The organism is Bradyrhizobium sp. Gha, from assembly GCF_900113735.1.
GTDB lineage: Bacteria > Pseudomonadota > Alphaproteobacteria > Rhizobiales > Xanthobacteraceae > Bradyrhizobium.
Genome location: NZ_FOQM01000018.1, coordinates 40,638 through 55,902, shown reverse-complemented (window position 1 = coordinate 55,902; position 15,265 = coordinate 40,638). Strand labels below are relative to the sequence as shown.

General features: G+C 62.3%; 16 protein-coding genes and 2 pseudogenes. 10 read left to right on the top strand and 8 right to left on the bottom strand.

Annotation, left to right across the window (positions count from 1 at the left end):
- Positions 1 to 7: 7 nt before the first annotated feature.
- From BM222_RS21490 to BM222_RS42845, 4 genes are read right to left on the bottom strand one after another with little or no spacing between them, the layout of a single operon-like run.
- Positions 8 to 790 (bottom strand): MetQ/NlpA family ABC transporter substrate-binding protein, encoded by a 783-nt coding sequence (locus tag BM222_RS21490; RefSeq protein ID WP_092231902.1) that lies wholly within the window; start codon positions 788 to 790, stop codon positions 8 to 10.
- Between the two features lie 35 nt (positions 791 to 825).
- A complete protein-coding gene (locus BM222_RS21485; RefSeq protein WP_092231640.1) occupies positions 826 to 1,077 on the bottom strand; it encodes a hypothetical protein in 252 nt (83 codons plus the stop codon).
- A gap of 47 nt (positions 1,078 to 1,124) precedes the next feature.
- Positions 1,125 to 2,444 carry an O-acetylhomoserine aminocarboxypropyltransferase/cysteine synthase family protein gene (locus BM222_RS21480; RefSeq protein WP_092231636.1) on the bottom strand — a complete coding sequence of 440 codons (1,320 nt, stop codon included), beginning with the start codon at positions 2,442 to 2,444 and terminating at the stop codon, positions 1,125 to 1,127.
- Positions 2,434 to 2,565, bottom strand: coding sequence for a hypothetical protein (locus tag BM222_RS42845; protein ID WP_283810250.1), 132 nt, complete (start codon positions 2,563 to 2,565; stop codon positions 2,434 to 2,436). Before BM222_RS42845 ends, BM222_RS21480 begins: the two co-directional genes overlap by 11 nt.
- A 527-nt stretch (positions 2,566 to 3,092) precedes the next feature.
- Between BM222_RS42845 and BM222_RS42195 the strand changes: the two genes are divergently transcribed.
- On the top strand, positions 3,093 to 3,311 hold the full coding sequence (locus tag BM222_RS42195) for a hypothetical protein (protein ID WP_244547203.1): 219 nt from the start codon (positions 3,093 to 3,095) through the stop codon (positions 3,309 to 3,311).
- A gap of 336 nt (positions 3,312 to 3,647) precedes the next feature.
- On the opposite strand, the gene BM222_RS21470 is transcribed toward BM222_RS42195, so the two are convergent.
- The 3 genes and pseudogenes from BM222_RS21470 to BM222_RS21460 form a co-directional block, all read right to left on the bottom strand.
- Positions 3,648 to 4,490 carry an ABC transporter ATP-binding protein gene (locus BM222_RS21470; protein WP_092231634.1) on the bottom strand — a complete coding sequence of 281 codons (843 nt, stop codon included), beginning with the start codon at positions 4,488 to 4,490 and terminating at the stop codon, positions 3,648 to 3,650.
- On the bottom strand, positions 4,487 to 5,263 hold the full coding sequence (locus BM222_RS21465) for an ABC transporter permease (protein ID WP_177243356.1): 777 nt from the start codon (positions 5,261 to 5,263) through the stop codon (positions 4,487 to 4,489). The genes BM222_RS21470 and BM222_RS21465 overlap by 4 nt, the downstream gene beginning before the upstream one ends.
- 28 nt (positions 5,264 to 5,291) lie before the next feature.
- Positions 5,292 to 6,275 (bottom strand): annotated as a pseudogene (locus BM222_RS21460) (ABC transporter substrate-binding protein); the annotation flags it as partial.
- Between the two features lie 12 nt (positions 6,276 to 6,287).
- Between BM222_RS21460 and BM222_RS21455 the strand changes: the two are divergent.
- The 3 genes from BM222_RS21455 (at position 6,288) to BM222_RS21445 (ending at position 9,402) form a co-directional block, all read left to right on the top strand.
- Entirely contained in the window at positions 6,288 to 6,830 is a 543-nt protein-coding gene (locus BM222_RS21455) for a Crp/Fnr family transcriptional regulator (protein WP_092231631.1), read from the top strand.
- A 222-nt stretch (positions 6,831 to 7,052) separates the two neighbouring features.
- On the top strand, positions 7,053 to 8,018 hold the full coding sequence (locus BM222_RS21450; RefSeq protein WP_092231628.1) for an aliphatic sulfonate ABC transporter substrate-binding protein: 966 nt from the start codon (positions 7,053 to 7,055) through the stop codon (positions 8,016 to 8,018).
- Positions 8,019 to 8,061: 43 nt separating this feature from the next.
- Complete coding sequence (locus BM222_RS21445; RefSeq protein WP_092231568.1) at positions 8,062 to 9,402, top strand: LLM class flavin-dependent oxidoreductase; 1,341 nt, start codon at positions 8,062 to 8,064, stop codon at positions 9,400 to 9,402.
- A 13-nt stretch (positions 9,403 to 9,415) separates the two neighbouring features.
- Here the strand turns inward: BM222_RS21445 and BM222_RS21440 are convergent.
- Positions 9,416 to 10,506, bottom strand: a pseudogene (locus BM222_RS21440) (LLM class flavin-dependent oxidoreductase).
- Between the two features lies 1 nt (position 10,507).
- On the opposite strand from BM222_RS21440, the gene BM222_RS40145 reads away from it, so the two are divergent.
- The 6 genes from BM222_RS40145 to BM222_RS21415 all read left to right on the top strand — a co-directional run bounded on the left by BM222_RS40145 (position 10,508) and on the right by BM222_RS21415 (position 15,263).
- A complete protein-coding gene (locus BM222_RS40145) occupies positions 10,508 to 10,813 on the top strand; it encodes a hypothetical protein (protein ID WP_143106013.1) in 306 nt (101 codons plus the stop codon).
- Between the two features lie 103 nt (positions 10,814 to 10,916).
- Positions 10,917 to 11,645: an ABC transporter permease subunit gene (locus BM222_RS21435; protein ID WP_092231895.1), complete on the top strand. Its 729-nt coding sequence runs from the start codon at positions 10,917 to 10,919 to the stop codon at positions 11,643 to 11,645.
- Positions 11,642 to 12,370 carry an ABC transporter ATP-binding protein gene (locus BM222_RS21430; RefSeq protein WP_092231565.1) on the top strand — a complete coding sequence of 243 codons (729 nt, stop codon included), beginning with the start codon at positions 11,642 to 11,644 and terminating at the stop codon, positions 12,368 to 12,370. Before BM222_RS21435 ends, BM222_RS21430 begins: the two co-directional genes overlap by 4 nt.
- A gap of 16 nt (positions 12,371 to 12,386) precedes the next feature.
- Complete coding sequence (locus tag BM222_RS21425) at positions 12,387 to 13,391, top strand: NrtA/SsuA/CpmA family ABC transporter substrate-binding protein (protein WP_092231562.1); 1,005 nt, start codon at positions 12,387 to 12,389, stop codon at positions 13,389 to 13,391.
- 22 nt (positions 13,392 to 13,413) lie between these two features.
- Positions 13,414 to 14,646, top strand: coding sequence for an acyl-CoA dehydrogenase family protein (locus tag BM222_RS21420; RefSeq protein WP_092231892.1), 1,233 nt, complete (start codon positions 13,414 to 13,416; stop codon positions 14,644 to 14,646).
- 44 nt (positions 14,647 to 14,690) lie between these two features.
- Complete coding sequence (locus tag BM222_RS21415) at positions 14,691 to 15,263, top strand: flavin reductase family protein (RefSeq protein ID WP_092231559.1); 573 nt, start codon at positions 14,691 to 14,693, stop codon at positions 15,261 to 15,263.
- Positions 15,264 to 15,265 lie beyond the last annotated feature (2 nt).

The following is a 15,265-nucleotide window of genomic DNA, read 5'->3' as shown; positions in this document are numbered from 1 at the left end:
ATGCTGTTCAGAATGCCGGGATCTGGCCCGGCAGTTTGTCCTTGATGAGCTGACGAACCGTGTCGTTCTGATAGGCGCGCACCAGCTTGCCGACCCACGGCGCATCCTTGTCCTTCTCGCGAACCGCGATGAAGTTGTTGTAGGGATTGTTGACCGAGGATTCGATGGCAATGGAATCCTTGCCCGGGATAAGACCGGCCGGGACGGCGTAGTTGGTGTTGATGACGGCGGCATCGACGTCGTCGAGACTGCGCGGGAGCTGCGCGGCGTCGATTTCGCGGATTTTCAGATTCTTTGGATTTGCGGTGATATCGAGCACAGTCGGCAGGATTCCCACCCCGTCCTTGAGCTGGATCAGCTTTTCCGCCTGAAGCAGCCGCAACGCACGGCCGCCGTTCGACGGATCGTTCGGAATGCCGATCGAGGCCCCGTCCTTGATCTCGGCGACTGACTTGGCCTTCCGGGAATAGAGCCCGATGGGGGAGACGATCGTCTCGCCGACGGCAACGATCTTGTAGCCCCGCGTCTTGATCTGATTGTCCAGGAACGGCTTGTGCTGGAACGCATTCGCATCGAGATCGCCGGCATCGAGCGCGGCATTGGGCAGCAGATAATCGTTGAAGACGACAACCTGAACGTCGAGGCCGTCTGTGGCTGCGATCTCCTTGACCTTGGCCCAGATGATTTCGGCATCGCCACCCGAGATCCCGACCTTGATCTTCTGATCCGCTGCGGCCGGCGCGGTCAACAGAGCAAGGGCGGCCATCGCCAAAAACAACCGGCGCTTCATCATCTACGTCTCCTTCAAGCTTTTCGTTTCATTTGCTACCCGATCCGGGCAATCAGGATGTCGGCCGCCGAATCCGCGAATTCGGCGGACATATCGTGGAAGACGACACGCTCCTGAACCGTCGCGACGCGCGGCCGGTAGTTTGAAACCTTGCCGCCCCGTCGATCCGGGCAGGACCGGCTGATCGCGCGGGCAAACCGCCGTGAGCCCGCAATCTCCGCGGCCTGCGTCGCGCTACCGGCCGCGAACGCAAGGCTCATGTGATCGACGTCGACAACATAGATCATGACGCGATGTCCTTGCGTTGCGCGCTCGGCAAACTGCCGAATGCCTCTCAGGCCGCCTTGCGCGCGCCTGCATCGGCGTGGGCCAGCGCCTGATCGAGATCCGCCAGGATATCGTCGGGATGCTCGATTCCGACCGACAGGCGGACGTAGCCGGGCGTGACGCCGGCGGCGAGTTGCTCGGCCGCGCTCAGCTGCTGATGCGTCGTCGAGGCGGGGTGGATCGCCAGTGAGCGGGCGTCGCCGATATTGGCGACGTGATAGAACAGCTTTAGCGCGTCGATGAAGCGACGGCCGGCCTCGATGCCCCCTTTCAGCTCGAAGCCGACCAGCCCGCCAAAGCCGCCCTTCAGATAAGCGTCCGCCCTGCGCCGGTTCTCCCCGCTCTGCAACCCGGGGAAGATCACGTTCGAGACCGAGCTGTGCTTGGAGAGGAAGTTCGCGACCTTCACCGCGTTCTCGTTGTGCTGGCGAATACGCAGCGGCAGGGTCTCAAGGCCCTGGATGAACTGGAACGCATTTTGCGGCGCGATCGATGCGCCGAGATCGCGCAGCAGCTTGACGCGAGCCCGCAGGATATAGGCGATCGGGCCGAGCGGCTTCGCCGCCTCGGTCCAGATGGCACCGTGGTAGGCCTCGTCAGGCTTGTTCAGCAGCGGGAAGCGCTCGGCATGCGCGGCCCAATCGAAATTGCCGCCGTCGACGATGGCGCCACCGATCGCGGTGCCATGGCCGCCGATATATTTGGTCGTGGAGTAGACCACCACCGCAGCGCCGTGCTCGAACGGGCGCGCGATCAGGGGCGAAGCCGTGTTGTCGAGAATCAGCGGCACGCCCAGCGAACGGCCGATATCCGCGACCTCCTTGATCGGGAACACGTTCAGCTTGGGATTTGGAAGCGTCTCGCCGAAATAGGCCCGCGTCTTCGCGTCGGTCGCGCGGCGAAAATTCTCGGGATCGGCAGGGTCGACAAATCGGACCTCGATGCCGAACTGTTTCAGGGTCTGCGAGAGCAGCGTCCAGGTGCCGCCGTAGAGATCGGTCGACGACACGATGTTGTCGCCGGCCTGCGCGACGTTGAAGATCGCGAAGGCGGAAGCAGTCTGTCCGGAGGCAACCGCGAGGGCGGCCGCCCCGCCCTCGAGTGCCGCAAGCCGATCCTCAAAGGCCTGCTGGGTCGGATTGCCGATACGGGTATAGATCGGACCAAGCTGCTCTAGCGCGAACAGGCGCGAGGCGTGATCCGTGTTCTCGAACTGGAATGACGTCGTCTGATAGATCGGAACCGCTACCGCACCAGTCGCAGGATCGGTGCGATACGAGCCGCCATGCAACGCCAGCGTCTCGAAGTTCCGGGTTTCAAAAGCCATGTATCAATCCTCCGATTTCGAGAGCACGCACGATGCGCGCCGAAACTCCATCGAAATGATGCGTTTGGATTTCCAGGCTGTCGAGCGGCTGGAAAAAATAGCGATACACGTCCTGAAACATCGCCGTTTCAGAAATCGTTTCTTCCCGATCGCTCGTCGAATTGGAAACAAATCCACTCGCGCAAAATGGTAGGTGTCGTTAGCGAGACACGGATCGCTTCGCGATTGACGGCGGGACTCGACTATGACGCGACCACGAGAGTTACGTTTCAACGCCATCAACATGACCGCGCCAAGTCATCATTGGTCAGGCCTATGGTCGCATCCACGCGATGCGGCCGGTTGCGCCCATGACGACCGCCATGACGCGGCCGAAGACTTCTCACAGCGAGCTACAAGCTATGGGACGGAAGCTAGGAGGACAACGCCGTCGACGCGACCGGTCTTTTTCATCGGCCAGACCAAGCGTATCCAGGCGCACGCCGTCCGCGAGATCCGACGTGCGGCCAAGGACTGCCGCCGCGATCCGTATGACATCCGCCTGTTCGCCGGTTGCTACCGTGATCGTGGCCCCCGACCCGCAGCGAAGCGAACGACCTACCTGAAGACTACGCCCAACGTGTCGATCAGACCGGCCAGCTCGCCCTGTTGTCAGGCTGGGCCGGCATCGGCTTCTCGACTTACGGTCCGGACCACCCGATCGAATATGTCGAAAGCAACGCCATCCAGTCGATGGTCGAAAATTTTGCGGTGCGCAGCGATCGGCCGATTCATATCGGCGATCTCGCGAGGTTGAGTCGCTCCGGCGCCAGGTCTCCATTCGTGGTCGGCTCACCGCGAGACGTCGCGGCCGAATTGATCTCCTAGGCGGATGACACGGACATCGACGGTTTCAATCTGTTCCGCTTCGTTGTGCCGGAATCACTCGATGCATCCGTCGACCTCGCGGTCCCGGAGCTTCCACCCCGCGGCGTCTACAAGACCAGCTATGGCGAAGGAACGCTTCGCCATAAGCTGTTTCCCGGTCGCGGCCCACGACTGCACGTGACTCATTCGGGCGCGGGCTTCTGTCGTCAATCTTCCGTTCCAACGGGTTCGTCTCTGTCCAGCGCTGCCGAATAGGCGACGCAACCAACCGACAAACCATGTTGGCCGCCGGAGCACGCAGCCATTCCGCCCGATGGAGCGTTGATCGAGAACAGCCTACGCCTCCTGAACGCCAAGCGGGTCGAGTCGCGCCAGCTGCGGTGCCTTCTCCGGCTGCCTCAGAAGACCGCGCACGTGGCGCTTCAGGCGAACAAATTCGACGTCAGTCACCAGGTCAGAGACTCGGGGACGAGCAAACGGCAGGCGAAGGTCCTCGACAATTCGTCCCGGCCGCGCGCTCATGACGACGATCCGATCGGCCAGAAACAGTGCTTCATCGATGTCATGGGTGACGAATACCGTCGTTGTCGGGATTTCCGTCCAGATGTCGAGCAGGACCTCCTGCATCATGTTACGCGTCTGCGCATCCAGCGCCCCGAACGGCTCGTCCATCAGCAGGACGCGAGGTCGATTGATAAGCACGCGCGCGATCTCGACCCGCTGCTGCATGCCCCCGGAGAGCTGAGACGGATAGAAATGCTCGAAGCCCGACAGGCCGACGAGCTGCAGAATTTGGTCTGCCGCGCGGCGGCGCTCTTGCTTGCCGACACCGCGCATCTTCGGACCGAAAGCGACATTGTCCCGCACCCGTTTCCACGGAAACAGCGTATGCTGCTGGAAGACAATTCCCCGGTCCGGGCTTGGCCCAAGGACCGGCTTGCCATCCACGGTGAGCTGTCCACCCCCGATTTTCAAATGTCCCGCCACTGCGCCGAGAAGCGTCGACTTACCGCAGCCGGACGGACCGAGAATGCACACGAATTCACCCGGCGTAACCGCAAAACTGAGGTCGCTTACCGCCTCGAACGCTTCTGCTTCCTCCCCAAGCGAAATCGAGACATGAGTGACGTCGATACATCCCACCGCGTGCGTTAAATCATCGGCGACACGGATGTTCATCGCGTTTCCACCGCGCGGCGCCAGGGCATAAGAGCCTGCCCGAAGGTCGTCAGCAGCCAGGAGCTTCCCATGCCAAGCACGCCAATGATCAGCATGCCTACGATGATGTCCGCATAGTTCTGCAGGGTATAAGCTTCCCACGTATAGTAGCCGATGCCGAACTGGCCGGAGATCATCTCCGCCGTAACGAGACAGAACCACGATGTCCCCATACCGATCGCAAGGCCGGTAACAATGCTGGGTGCGGCTGCAGGCAACACGACTTCGAACAGGATCGCCGTCGATGTTCCGCCGAGACTGCGCGCGGACGCCACCAAGCGACGATCAACGTTGGCGACGCCGTGGATCGTGTTCAGGATGATCGGGAATAGGGCGCCGATGAAGGTGATGAAGATCATCGAAAGTTCGGACGACGGGAAAATGAGGATGGACAGGGGAATCCAAGCGACCGCGGGGATCGGGCGGAGCAATTCGAGCGGCGGCAGGAGCAGATCGCCCGCGGCCCTGGAGCGACCGATCGCGAAACCGAATGCAACTCCCGCGACGGCAGCCGCTCCATAGCCTGCGAAGACGCGCCAGAGGCTGCTGCCGACATGCGCGAGCAGTTTCGGCGATTTCAGTAGAGCCAGAGCGGACTCCACGACCTCCGTCGGCGGCGGCACATTGCGAAACGTGATCACGCCCAGGTTCGCATGCAGGCTCGACGCGAGCTGCCAAAGCGCAACGCACGAAAGAACCGAGCAGCCGCGGATCAGGCACCGGATCACCTTCATTCGGGCTTGCCTGCTTGCGATCGGCACGCTACCGGCCCGCCACGAGTGATTCACGTGCGCCGGCGTAGTCCAACACTTCGCCGCCATGGATATTCGCCCAGCGCGTCGCGCCATCCTTGAGCAGAAACGCGCCAAGCTCGCCCCGCTCCGAACGCACGAACCACGCCTGATTCGCAAACAGCTTGATGCCACTCTCGCGGTCCTGCGCATAGACTACGCGAACTGCTCTGCCATCCTTCTCGAGCCTGGCCAGCGCCTTCAAGGCGCTTTCAGGCGATGCATAATGCCGCACCTTGGGTTCATCCTTCACCCAGATCTGGGCAACCCGGCTGAAATCCTCGATTGGCTCACCTGTTGCCGCGTCTTTGGCGTACAGCGGAAGCTGGTCGTAGTTCTTTAGATCGGCATCGTAGTCGCGCCCGATCTGCGACAGCGCAGCACGGATGTACTTTTCGGTCACGAAGTGGTTGATATCGAGGTCGCTGTCCGTCCTCTTTAGCAGCTTCAAAGTCTTGATCGATGTCGCCACTGCCTGGCGGTACTCCGGCTTCCACGTTACATCCCGTGTCTGCAAGCCGAGCGGACCGTGGAAGAGATAGACGACCTCGGCCTCGATGCCGGTCACCTTGGCAATCAGCTCGCTGTAGGTCTCTGGTTCCTCCGCGATCAGGCGGTCAGCTTCGAGCGCGGCGCGCAGATAAGCGACGACGATTTCAGGATATTTCTCGGCGTAATCTCCATCGACCAGAGCCCCATGCAGCGTCGGAGTGTTCGCCTGGGAGCCGTCGAATATCTTCCGCGCAAATCCGCGCCATGGGAACAGTTCGGCGAATGGCACGAAATCGGCGTGGGCCTCTATCTTGTTCGTCTGCAAGGCCGGCCCGGCGACCTCGGGCGCCTGAGTAATGATATTCACGTCAGTTTCGGGATTCCAGCCCTGCGCCTCGATCGCGCGCAGCAACATGCCGTGTGACGTCGAGGCAAATGGAACCGAGATCGTCTTGCCCTTGAGCACCACGATGGCATCTTCGTCATCAGGCGGGGACAGGTCCGCGTCTTTTACAGCGCGCCCTCGGGACGCGAGATCACTCTTGCCTACTGGACGCCAGGACATTTCATCGGCGGCCCAGAGATTACGGGCGGTGGCCCGCACATGTGGTCGGGCGTCGCGATGGAAAAATGCGAGATACAGGCCTTGCCGAGCACCGACCTCCAGAGGCTGCTGAGCGAAATGCCGAGCTTCGCGCTCGCGATGATCGACGGCCTGATCGCCAAGGGTAAATGCTACTCTTCGATGGCGCAGATGCTAGGGACCCGCTCCGTGATCGAGCGCCTTGCGCAGTATCTCCTGAACTTGTCGGAGCTTTATGGCATCGCCGATGGCGACGCCGTCGTTGTCAATCGCAAGGTCACGCACGACCAGATCGCCGCCATGGTGGGGTCGACCCGGCAGTGGGTTACGATGATGCTGAAGCGCTTTCAGACCAAACGCATCATTACCATCGACGGCAGCACGATCCGGATCGAGCGGATCGACCTCCTCGAAAAACTCCTGTTCAAAGACTAGCCGAGTAGGCACGTAGCCCCGCGATACGATGTAGCCGCCTGCCCACAATTCTTGTGCACGAGCACTCCATTCTCAATTCGCACCGAACGAGAGAATGTTCGCTCTAATCCGCGTCTCATTCCGGAATTGCCAGGGGCCCGCGTTCATCGGCACATTGCAGATGTTTGGTCTTCCCAACAGTGGTTGAGACGGCAAGGCAGCCTCTTGCACAGGTTCCTCGAAATGCATCGTCCTCCTTCTCGTCTGCGAGCTATCGCCGTTGCAGCGATCGGCCTTTTCGTCGCGTCATCCGCCGAACCCGCCAAGTCCGAAGAGCTTCGCATCGGTTACCAGAAGTCCTCGACGCTGACGGCGATCCTAAAAACGAATGGAGATCTGGAAAAGGCACTGGCGCCGCTCGGGGTCACCATCTCCTGGCACGAATTCACCAGTGGCCTGCCGTTGCTGGAAGCCATCAACATCGGCAGCATCGATTTCGGCGCCGATGTCGCCGACACCGTGCCGATCTTCGCGCAGGCCGCCGGTGCCAAGCTCGCCTATGTTGCCGAGGAATCGGCATCGCCGGCGGCGCAGGCGATCGTTGTGCCGCAATCGTCGACCATCAAGACCATCGCTGATCTCAAGGGCAAGAAGATCGCCGTGACCAAGGGCGCCGGCAGCCATTATCTGCTGCTCGCGGCGCTGGCAAAATCCGGCCTGAGCTTCAAGGACATTACGCCCGCCTATCTGACGCCGGCCGACGGCCGCGCGGCATTCGTCAGCAACAATGTCGATGCCTGGGTCGCCTGGGATCCATTCCTGACCAGCGCTCTGCACCAGACCAAAGGCCGCATCCTGTCCGACGGCAGCAACGGCCTTGCAAGCTTCAAGCGCTACTACCTCGCCTCGGCCACCTATGCCGACAAGCACGCCGAAGTGCTCAACGTGATCTTCGCAAAGCTCTCGGAGACTGGCAAATGGGTGAAGGCCCAGCCGAAGGATGCCGCCACGTTGCTTGCCGGGCTCTGGGGTATCGATGCGGCGACTGTCGAAGAAGCTAATAGCCATCGCTCTTATCAGGTGGGCGCAGTCACCGGTCCCGGCCTGTCGGAGCAGCAGCGCATTGCAGATTCTTTTCACGCCGAGGGCCTGATCCCCGTGAAGATCGATACCACCGCCATCAAGATCTGGTCCCCGAAGGGGTCCTGATCACTGCTCCCTGCGGCTCAGGCCGCTGAACTTCGGATTCGCAATGCCGCAACGTCAACTGCACCTGAACGTCAACCTGCTTCACTCCGGCGTCTATCCGTCAGCCTGGCGGCTGCCAGACAGCGACCCGCGCGCTTTCTTCGATCTCGGTCATTATGTGCGGGTGGCGCAGATCGCCGAGCGCGGGAAGTTCGATGCAATCTTTCTCGCGGATTCCCCGGCCCTGAACGATCGCATCGACTATCGATCATTCACATCGCTGGAGCCGACGATCATTCTGGCGACGATCGCCGCCGCGACAAAGCATGTCGGGCTGATCGGGACGGTGTCGACGACCTATAACGAGCCCTACAACATTGCGCGCCGCTTCGTGACGCTCGACCATGCCAGTGGCGGGCGTTCTGGATGGAACGCGGTCACGACGGCCGATGCCGCTTCAAGCCGCAATTTCGGCCTCTCGGGTGCACTGGAGCACAAGGCGCGCTATGAGCGCGCCAAGGAATTCACCGAGGTCGTCCACGCGCTGTTCGACAGCTGGGAGGACGACGCCTTTGTCGGCGACAAGGCGAGCGCCAGGTTCGTCGATACGTCGAAAGTCCATCCAATCGCCCACCGCGGCCCGCATTATTCAGTCGCGGGCCCGCTGAACGTGCCGCGCTCGCCGCAGGGACGACCGGTGACGGTGCAGGCGGGCGGCTCCAATGACGGCCGCGACTTCGCCGCCGCCCATGCGGAGGCCGTATTCACACTGGCGCAGTCGATCGAGGAAGGCGTCGCCTATGCCCGCGATCTGCGCACGCGCGCTGCGGCTTACGGCCGCTCCGGTGATGCTGTTGTGATTCTGCCGGGACTTGCGACTGTCATCGGCAGCACGGAAGCCGAAGCAAAGCGTCGGCAGGACGAACTCTGGGAGCTGGTCCCGATCGAATACAGCTTGGCGCGTCTCGCCGGCACGCTTCAGATCGACCCTACCTTGCTTGAGCTCGACAAGCCGCTGCCCGATCCGTTGCCACTTCCGGCGAACGCCAATCACACCATGTTCCAGGGCACTGTAAACATGGCCCGCCGCGGCAACCTCACTGTCCGCCAATTAATCCGCGCGCTGGGCGGCGGCGTTGGCCATCGCATCATCGTCGGTACGCCGGAGCAGATCGCGGGCGATATCGAGGCCTGGTTCAAGGCAGGCGCCGCGGATGGCTTCAACCTGATGCCGGACGTTCTGCCCACCGGGCTCGAGACCTTCGTCGACGCGGTGGTGCCGATCCTGCAAAAGCGCGGACTGTTCCGGACCGAGTATATGGGCACGACCCTGCGCGATCATTTCGGACTGCCGCGGCCAACGAGCCGCTATGCGAAGCAGCCGCCGGCCGTCGCCTCGGCCTGATCGTCGCGACCACCTATCCTGCGGAATGGGCCAGCTTCGCAGCAGGTCCCGCTGATTGTTTGGCCCGAACGCGGGGGATGATCTCCTCTGCGAAGCGTCGCATCTCAGCCTCGAAAGGCTGGAATTGCAGCATGAAGAGCTCAATGCCCGCCGCATGGAACGCCTCCATGCGGGCCGCAACCTCGTCATAGCTGCCGACCAGGCCCGCGGCCGTGCCGCCATTGCTGCCGACGCGCGGCGTTTTCTGCATGGTCTGCATCATCACGACCTTCGGGTCCGTGTTCTGCTTCTGGATCACCTTCATCGGCGCATCCTTTGCCGCAAGGCTGAGCAGCCGCTCATAGGCGGCCTGCGCCTGCTCCCGCGTCTCGCGTGCGACGACAAAGGCGGACAGTCCGAAGCGCAATGGCGGCGCCGCACCGCGCGGCCGGGCCGCGACGTCGGCGATCAGGCCGGCAACGTCATCGAGCGGCTGGCCGTTGATGAACCAGACGTCGCCGTGAGCAGCGACCAGATCGCGCGCCGGCTCGGATTCGCCGCCGACATAGATGGCCGGCCGCTTGCGATAGAGGCTGGTCGGCCGCAGCGCATAGTCCGTGACGTTGAAGTGGTCGCCGCTGAAGTTAAGGCGCTCGCCCTCCATCAGGCGGGACACGACGGAGATCCATTCCTTGCCGTAAGCATACGCGCATCGTGCTCGGGAAAGCCGATTCCCGCCTTCTCCAGCTCCGGACGGTTCCAGGCGTTGACCAGATTGATGGCGAACCGGCCGCGGCTGATGTTCTCGATGCCGAGCGCCAGCTTGGCGAGCACAACGGGGTGATAGAGATACGGCTTGATCGCAGCGATGATCTCGATGCGCTTAGTCAGCGCCGCGATGGCAGCGGCAGCGCTCCAGGCTTCGAGCTGATCGAGATCCTCCTGATGCGGATTGATCGTGTGCTGCGCGATCAGCGTCGAATCGTACCCGAGCTCCTCGGCTGCAAGAATGAGATCCCGATTGCGAACCCACGAGGCATCATAGGGCTCTTCAGGGTCCTGATGCGCGGCACGCGGCCCGTGTACCAAGGCCCAGATGCCGAAGCGAAGACGTGCAGCCGTCATCATGCTCTCCCGTAACTCTCTCGAATTTGAGCGTTCTCGCCAATGGCTGGCGCAAGTTCAAGCAGACCAACATCAAAAGATTTTCTTTGTCGTACAGCCACGCGGCGACGACAGCAGATCACTGCGGATCAAACGACAATTGAAATACCGCTCTATTTCTGTCGACCCGATTTCGTGGGACATTTTGTGGAGACGGCAGGTGATTGCCGTCACGCTTCCTGCATCAAATGCAGTGCGTGAAAACGAGGTCTTGCGTCTTGAGCAACTTGGAACTGAGCGGCATCGATCGTGCCGCGATCGGTGCTAACAGTGCGCCGTCGGCGCAAAGCGGCAACAGCGCACTTGCTCCGACCGCTGCAAACAGAAAGCTAGGCGCGCGCGGCCTTCAGCTTCTGTCATGGCTGGCGCCGATGGTACTGGTCATCATCTGGGAGTGGCTGGCGCAGGCAGGATGGCTCTCGCCGCAAGTTCTGCCCGCACCGAGCAAGGTGATCCGCACGGCTTTCAAGCTTGCAACCACGGGCACACTGCTTAACGATCTCGTCGTGAGCTTGCTGCGGGCGGCGGCAGGCTTCGCGATCGGGACGGCCGTTGGTGGCGGCCTGGGCATTCTCGTCGGCTTCTCCCGCATCGCCGAAGGTCTGATCGACCGCAGCGTGCAGATGATACGGGCCGTCCCGTTCCTCGCAGTGCTGCCCCTCGTCATCGTCTGGCTTGGCGTCGGTGAGACCCAAAAGATTTTCCTTGTTGCTCTCGGCGTCACCTTCCCGATCTACATCAACACTGTTCTCGGTATTCGCCAGGTCGATCCAAAGCTGCTCGAGCTTGGCCGAGTCCAGGGCCTGAGCTCCCTTCAGCAGATCCGCCGGATCATCTTGCCCGGCGCATTGCCGTCGATCCTGACTGGAGTGCGCTATGCGCTGGCGACGGCATGGCTTGCACTGGTCGTAGCTGAAACCATCGGCGCACAGTCCGGCATCGGCTTTCTTGCCATGGACGCGCGCGAATTCCTGCGCACCGACGTGATCGTACTGACCATCGTGATCTATGCGCTCATCGGCGTCACCGCCGATGGAATTGCTCGCTTCCTGGAACGACGGCTTCTCGCCTGGCATCCGAACTACGGGGCAGCACGATGAATGCTCACGTCGCCCCCCTGTCGGCCGCTTTATTCGAAACCGGCCCGGCTGTCGTCGTCAGCAATCTCGTACGCCGCTACGGCAGTCGCGTGGTCATCGAAAAGCTGAACCTGCGTATCGAACGAGGCGAGTTCGTTGCTTTGCTGGGCGAGAGCGGTTGCGGCAAGACCACATTGCTGCGGGCGCTGGCAGGTCTGGACCCAATCCAGGGCGGGCGCATCGTCGCTCCGCGGCGGCCGGCGGTCGTGTTCCAGGAGCACCGGCTCCTACCTTGGGACAGCCTCTGGCGCAACGTCTCGCTTGGTTTGCAGGTGCCGGACGCACGCGAACGCGCCGCCGAAGCATTGACCGAGGTTGGCCTCGGCGACCGTCTCGACGACTGGCCGCGCAATCTCTCGGGCGGACAGGCCCAGCGTGTTGCGCTTGCCCGCGCGCTGGTGCAGCAGCCCGAGCTTTTGCTGCTCGACGAGCCGTTTGCCGCATTGGACGCGCTCACCCGCATCCGCATGCATGAGCTTGTTCGCGAGCTCGTCGCCAATCATCAGCCGGGCGTTCTGCTCGTCACTCACGACGTCGATGAGGCAATTGCGCTCGCCGACCGTATCCTGGTGATGCGGAACGGCGCCATTGCCTTCGAGCACCGCGCCGCGCGCAACGGCTCGACACCCATCTCACGTAGCGAGCTCCTTGGCGAGCTCGGCGTGGATTCGCATTCCACCCACTAATTTAGCGGAAGCCAATATGTCCGACTCTCCAATCGCCAAGCCGTCCCGCCGCAGCTTTCTCAGCACCGCGGCCTTCGGCGTCGGCGCCCTCGCCGGCTTGAACATCGGCGATTTCGCCGAGGCCGCCACTGGCCGTACGACCGACACAGTGCGCCTGACCTGGGGCTTGGGCGGTCTCAATCTCATCGCCAAGGAGCGCGGTGAGTTTGAGAAGGTGCTGGCCAAGGACGGAATCAAGGTCGAATGGCTCGGCCCCTTCCCGAACCATGCGCCGACATTGCAGGCGGTCACGGGCGGCAGCGCCGACTTCAGCTTCGGCGGCAGCACGACGCCGGCCCTGGCGGCGATCATTGCCGGCTCGCCGCTGGTGTTCACCCAGTTCGTGGTCTACGAGCCCCGCACCACGGCGATCATCGCCAAGGATGGTTCCGGCATCGACAAGGTCGAGGACCTCGTCGGCAAGTCGGTCGCGGTCAACCGCTCCGGCCTCGGCGAATTCCTGCTGGTCGCCGCGCTCGAAAAGCACAAGGTTGACCGGTCGAAGGTCAAGTTCGTCTATCTGAATCCGCCCGATGCGGCACCCGCGCTCGCCTCCAGCAAGGTCGACGCTTGGTCGATGTGGAGCCCCGGCGTCGATATCGCGCGGCTCGAATACAAGGCGCATGACATCTTCCTTGAGGGTCGCGATCTCGACTTCCAGATCGACTACACCTCATACCTGACCACCCGCAAATTCGCGACCGACAACCCGGCCCTCGTGCGGGCCGTCAACGACGCGTTCCGCGCCGAAGGCAAGTGGATCTCGGAGAATGGGAAAGAGGCGGAGTACATCGCCCAGAAGGTGGGCAAGTACAGCGACGAGGTTCGCGATCAATTCATCGCGCTGAAACGGCAATACCGCTACTTCGCCGTCAACGATGAGCGCTTCATCAGCGAGCTGCAAAAGGCAGCCGACTGGCTCGTCGCGCGCAAGGTTCTGCCCGAGCCGGTCAAGGTGACCGACCATCTCGCCCAGCTCTAGGAACGTGACCAACAGGCCGATCATGAACAAGACCGTATCCGCCCCCTCTCTCGGCACATCGGAGCCGCTCAAGACCGGCTCGCCGGAGCTGGAAGCGCTGCTCAACCAGATCGCCGAAGGTGCGAGCGCGCGGGAACGCGACCGCGTGCTGCCGTTCGAGGTCATCGATCTCATCCGCCGCGCCCGTCTCGGCGCATTGCGGCTTCCGGTGAGCGCCGGCGGCGCCGGCAGCACGATCCGCGATCTCTTTGCTTTCGTGATCCGGCTCGGCGAGGCTGACGCCAACGTCGCGCACATCCTGCGCAATCATTTCAGCGTCGTGGAGCGGTTGGTGCGTACGCCCAAGGACGCGCAGAGCCGCGCGTGGCAGAAGGCGGTCGCCGAGGGCGCGATCATTGGGCTCGCCACCACCGAGCTCGAAAGCCCGCGCGTCGGCAATGTCACGCCGGGCACCACGTTCACGCCGGATACGAATGGCGATTTCCTGCTGAACGGCACCAAATATTACAGCACCGGCACGTTGTACTCGGATTACGTCCTGGTACGCGCGGCCGACCCATCGGGAGCAACCGGCGCGACGATCGTACCGACCAAGCGCGAAGGCATCGAGCTGGTCGATGATTGGGATGGTCTCGGCCAGCGGCTCACGGCGACCGGAACGACCCACTTCCGCAACGTCAAGGTCAAGCGCCAAGAAGTGGTGTTCGACACGTCGGATGGCGGTTATGGTGTCCCCTATTCCAATACGTTCGCGCAGCTGTTTCTGACCGCGATCGTTGCCGGCATCGCGCGCGCGACGTTGCGCGACGCCACTGCCCTGATCCATTCCCGCAAGCGCACCTTTTACTACGCACCGACTGAAATCCCGACGGACGACCCGCTGCTTCAACAGACAGTCGGGCAGATCGCCAGCGGCGCCTTCGCTGCCGAAACCGTGGTGCTGGCAGCAGCCGAGGCACTCGACGCCGCAACTGACGCGTTCGATGCCGGCGCCGCTCATGCGGCAGAGGCCGCCCACACTGCCGCCCTTCTATCCGCCAAAGCCAAGATAATAGCCGACGATTTCGCCATCCGCGGCGGCAGCCTGCTGTTCGACGTCGGCGGCGCGTCCGCGACCAAGAAGGTCACCAATTTCGACCGGCACTGGCGCAATGCGCGGACGCTGTCCTCGCACAATCCGACCACCTACAAGGCGCGCTCGATCGGCCAATATGAACTCAACGGCACGCCGTTGCCCGCGAAGGGCTTCTTCTAATCAGGAAAGGCGCCTTCGACGGCCAGACACAAGGAGGTCAGGACATGGGAAGGCCGGATATCCATCTCGTCACCGACGGTGACGAGATCGAGCACCAGTTCCGCGCCGTGATGCGCCGCCTTGCCGGCGGCGTCAGCATCATCACAGCCGGTCGTGACGACGACATCTCGGGAATGACGGTCACGTCGCTGACATCGCTGAGTGCAAGCCCACCGCGCGTACTGGTCAGCGTCAACCGACAGGCGTCATCCTTCGCGTTGATCGAGCGGCTCGGCGCGTTCGGTGTCAACATTCTCGGTTCCGACCAGCAAGAGCTGGCGGACCGTTTCAGCGACCGCCGCCTGAAGGGTTCTCAGCGCTTCGAAGGCATCCCGTGGTCGGCCGGAACGTCCGGGGTACCGCTGCTGGGAAACTCTCTCGCGACCGTCGAATGCCGGGTCGAGGAAATCATCGAGCGCTATTCCCATGGAATCATCGTCGGCAGTCTCCTGGGCTTCAACCTATCGCGCGAACTGTCCGGGCTGGTATATTGGAACGGGCAGTACATCGAGATCAAGCACGACTTCGACCTCGACTTGCTCGCCGAGATCAGCATTCCGCTGGCGCATGTGAGGTGAGG

Excerpts from the sequence above, each read along its gene's own strand:
- BM222_RS21490 (WP_092231902.1), bottom strand. The coding sequence starts at position 790 with ATGAAGCGCCGGTTGTTTTTGGCGATGGCCGCCCTTGCTCTGTTGACC.
- BM222_RS21485 (WP_092231640.1), bottom strand. The coding sequence starts at position 1,077 with ATGATCTATGTTGTCGACGTCGATCACATGAGCCTTGCGTTCGCGGCC.
- BM222_RS21480 (WP_092231636.1), bottom strand. The coding sequence starts at position 2,444 with ATGGCTTTTGAAACCCGGAACTTCGAGACGCTGGCGTTGCATGGCGGC.
- BM222_RS42845 (WP_283810250.1), bottom strand. The coding sequence starts at position 2,565 with ATGTTTCAGGACGTGTATCGCTATTTTTTCCAGCCGCTCGACAGCCTG.
- BM222_RS21470 (WP_092231634.1), bottom strand. The coding sequence starts at position 4,490 with ATGAACATCCGTGTCGCCGATGATTTAACGCACGCGGTGGGATGTATC.
- BM222_RS21465 (WP_177243356.1), bottom strand. The coding sequence starts at position 5,263 with ATGAAGGTGATCCGGTGCCTGATCCGCGGCTGCTCGGTTCTTTCGTGC.
- BM222_RS21450 (WP_092231628.1), top strand. The coding sequence starts at position 7,053 with ATGCATCGTCCTCCTTCTCGTCTGCGAGCTATCGCCGTTGCAGCGATC.
- BM222_RS21445 (WP_092231568.1), top strand. The coding sequence starts at position 8,062 with ATGCCGCAACGTCAACTGCACCTGAACGTCAACCTGCTTCACTCCGGC.
- BM222_RS40145 (WP_143106013.1), top strand. The coding sequence starts at position 10,508 with ATGCTCTCCCGTAACTCTCTCGAATTTGAGCGTTCTCGCCAATGGCTG.
- BM222_RS21435 (WP_092231895.1), top strand. The coding sequence starts at position 10,917 with ATGGTACTGGTCATCATCTGGGAGTGGCTGGCGCAGGCAGGATGGCTC.
- BM222_RS21430 (WP_092231565.1), top strand. The coding sequence starts at position 11,642 with ATGAATGCTCACGTCGCCCCCCTGTCGGCCGCTTTATTCGAAACCGGC.
- BM222_RS21425 (WP_092231562.1), top strand. The coding sequence starts at position 12,387 with ATGTCCGACTCTCCAATCGCCAAGCCGTCCCGCCGCAGCTTTCTCAGC.
- BM222_RS21420 (WP_092231892.1), top strand. The coding sequence starts at position 13,414 with ATGAACAAGACCGTATCCGCCCCCTCTCTCGGCACATCGGAGCCGCTC.
- BM222_RS21415 (WP_092231559.1), top strand. The coding sequence starts at position 14,691 with ATGGGAAGGCCGGATATCCATCTCGTCACCGACGGTGACGAGATCGAG.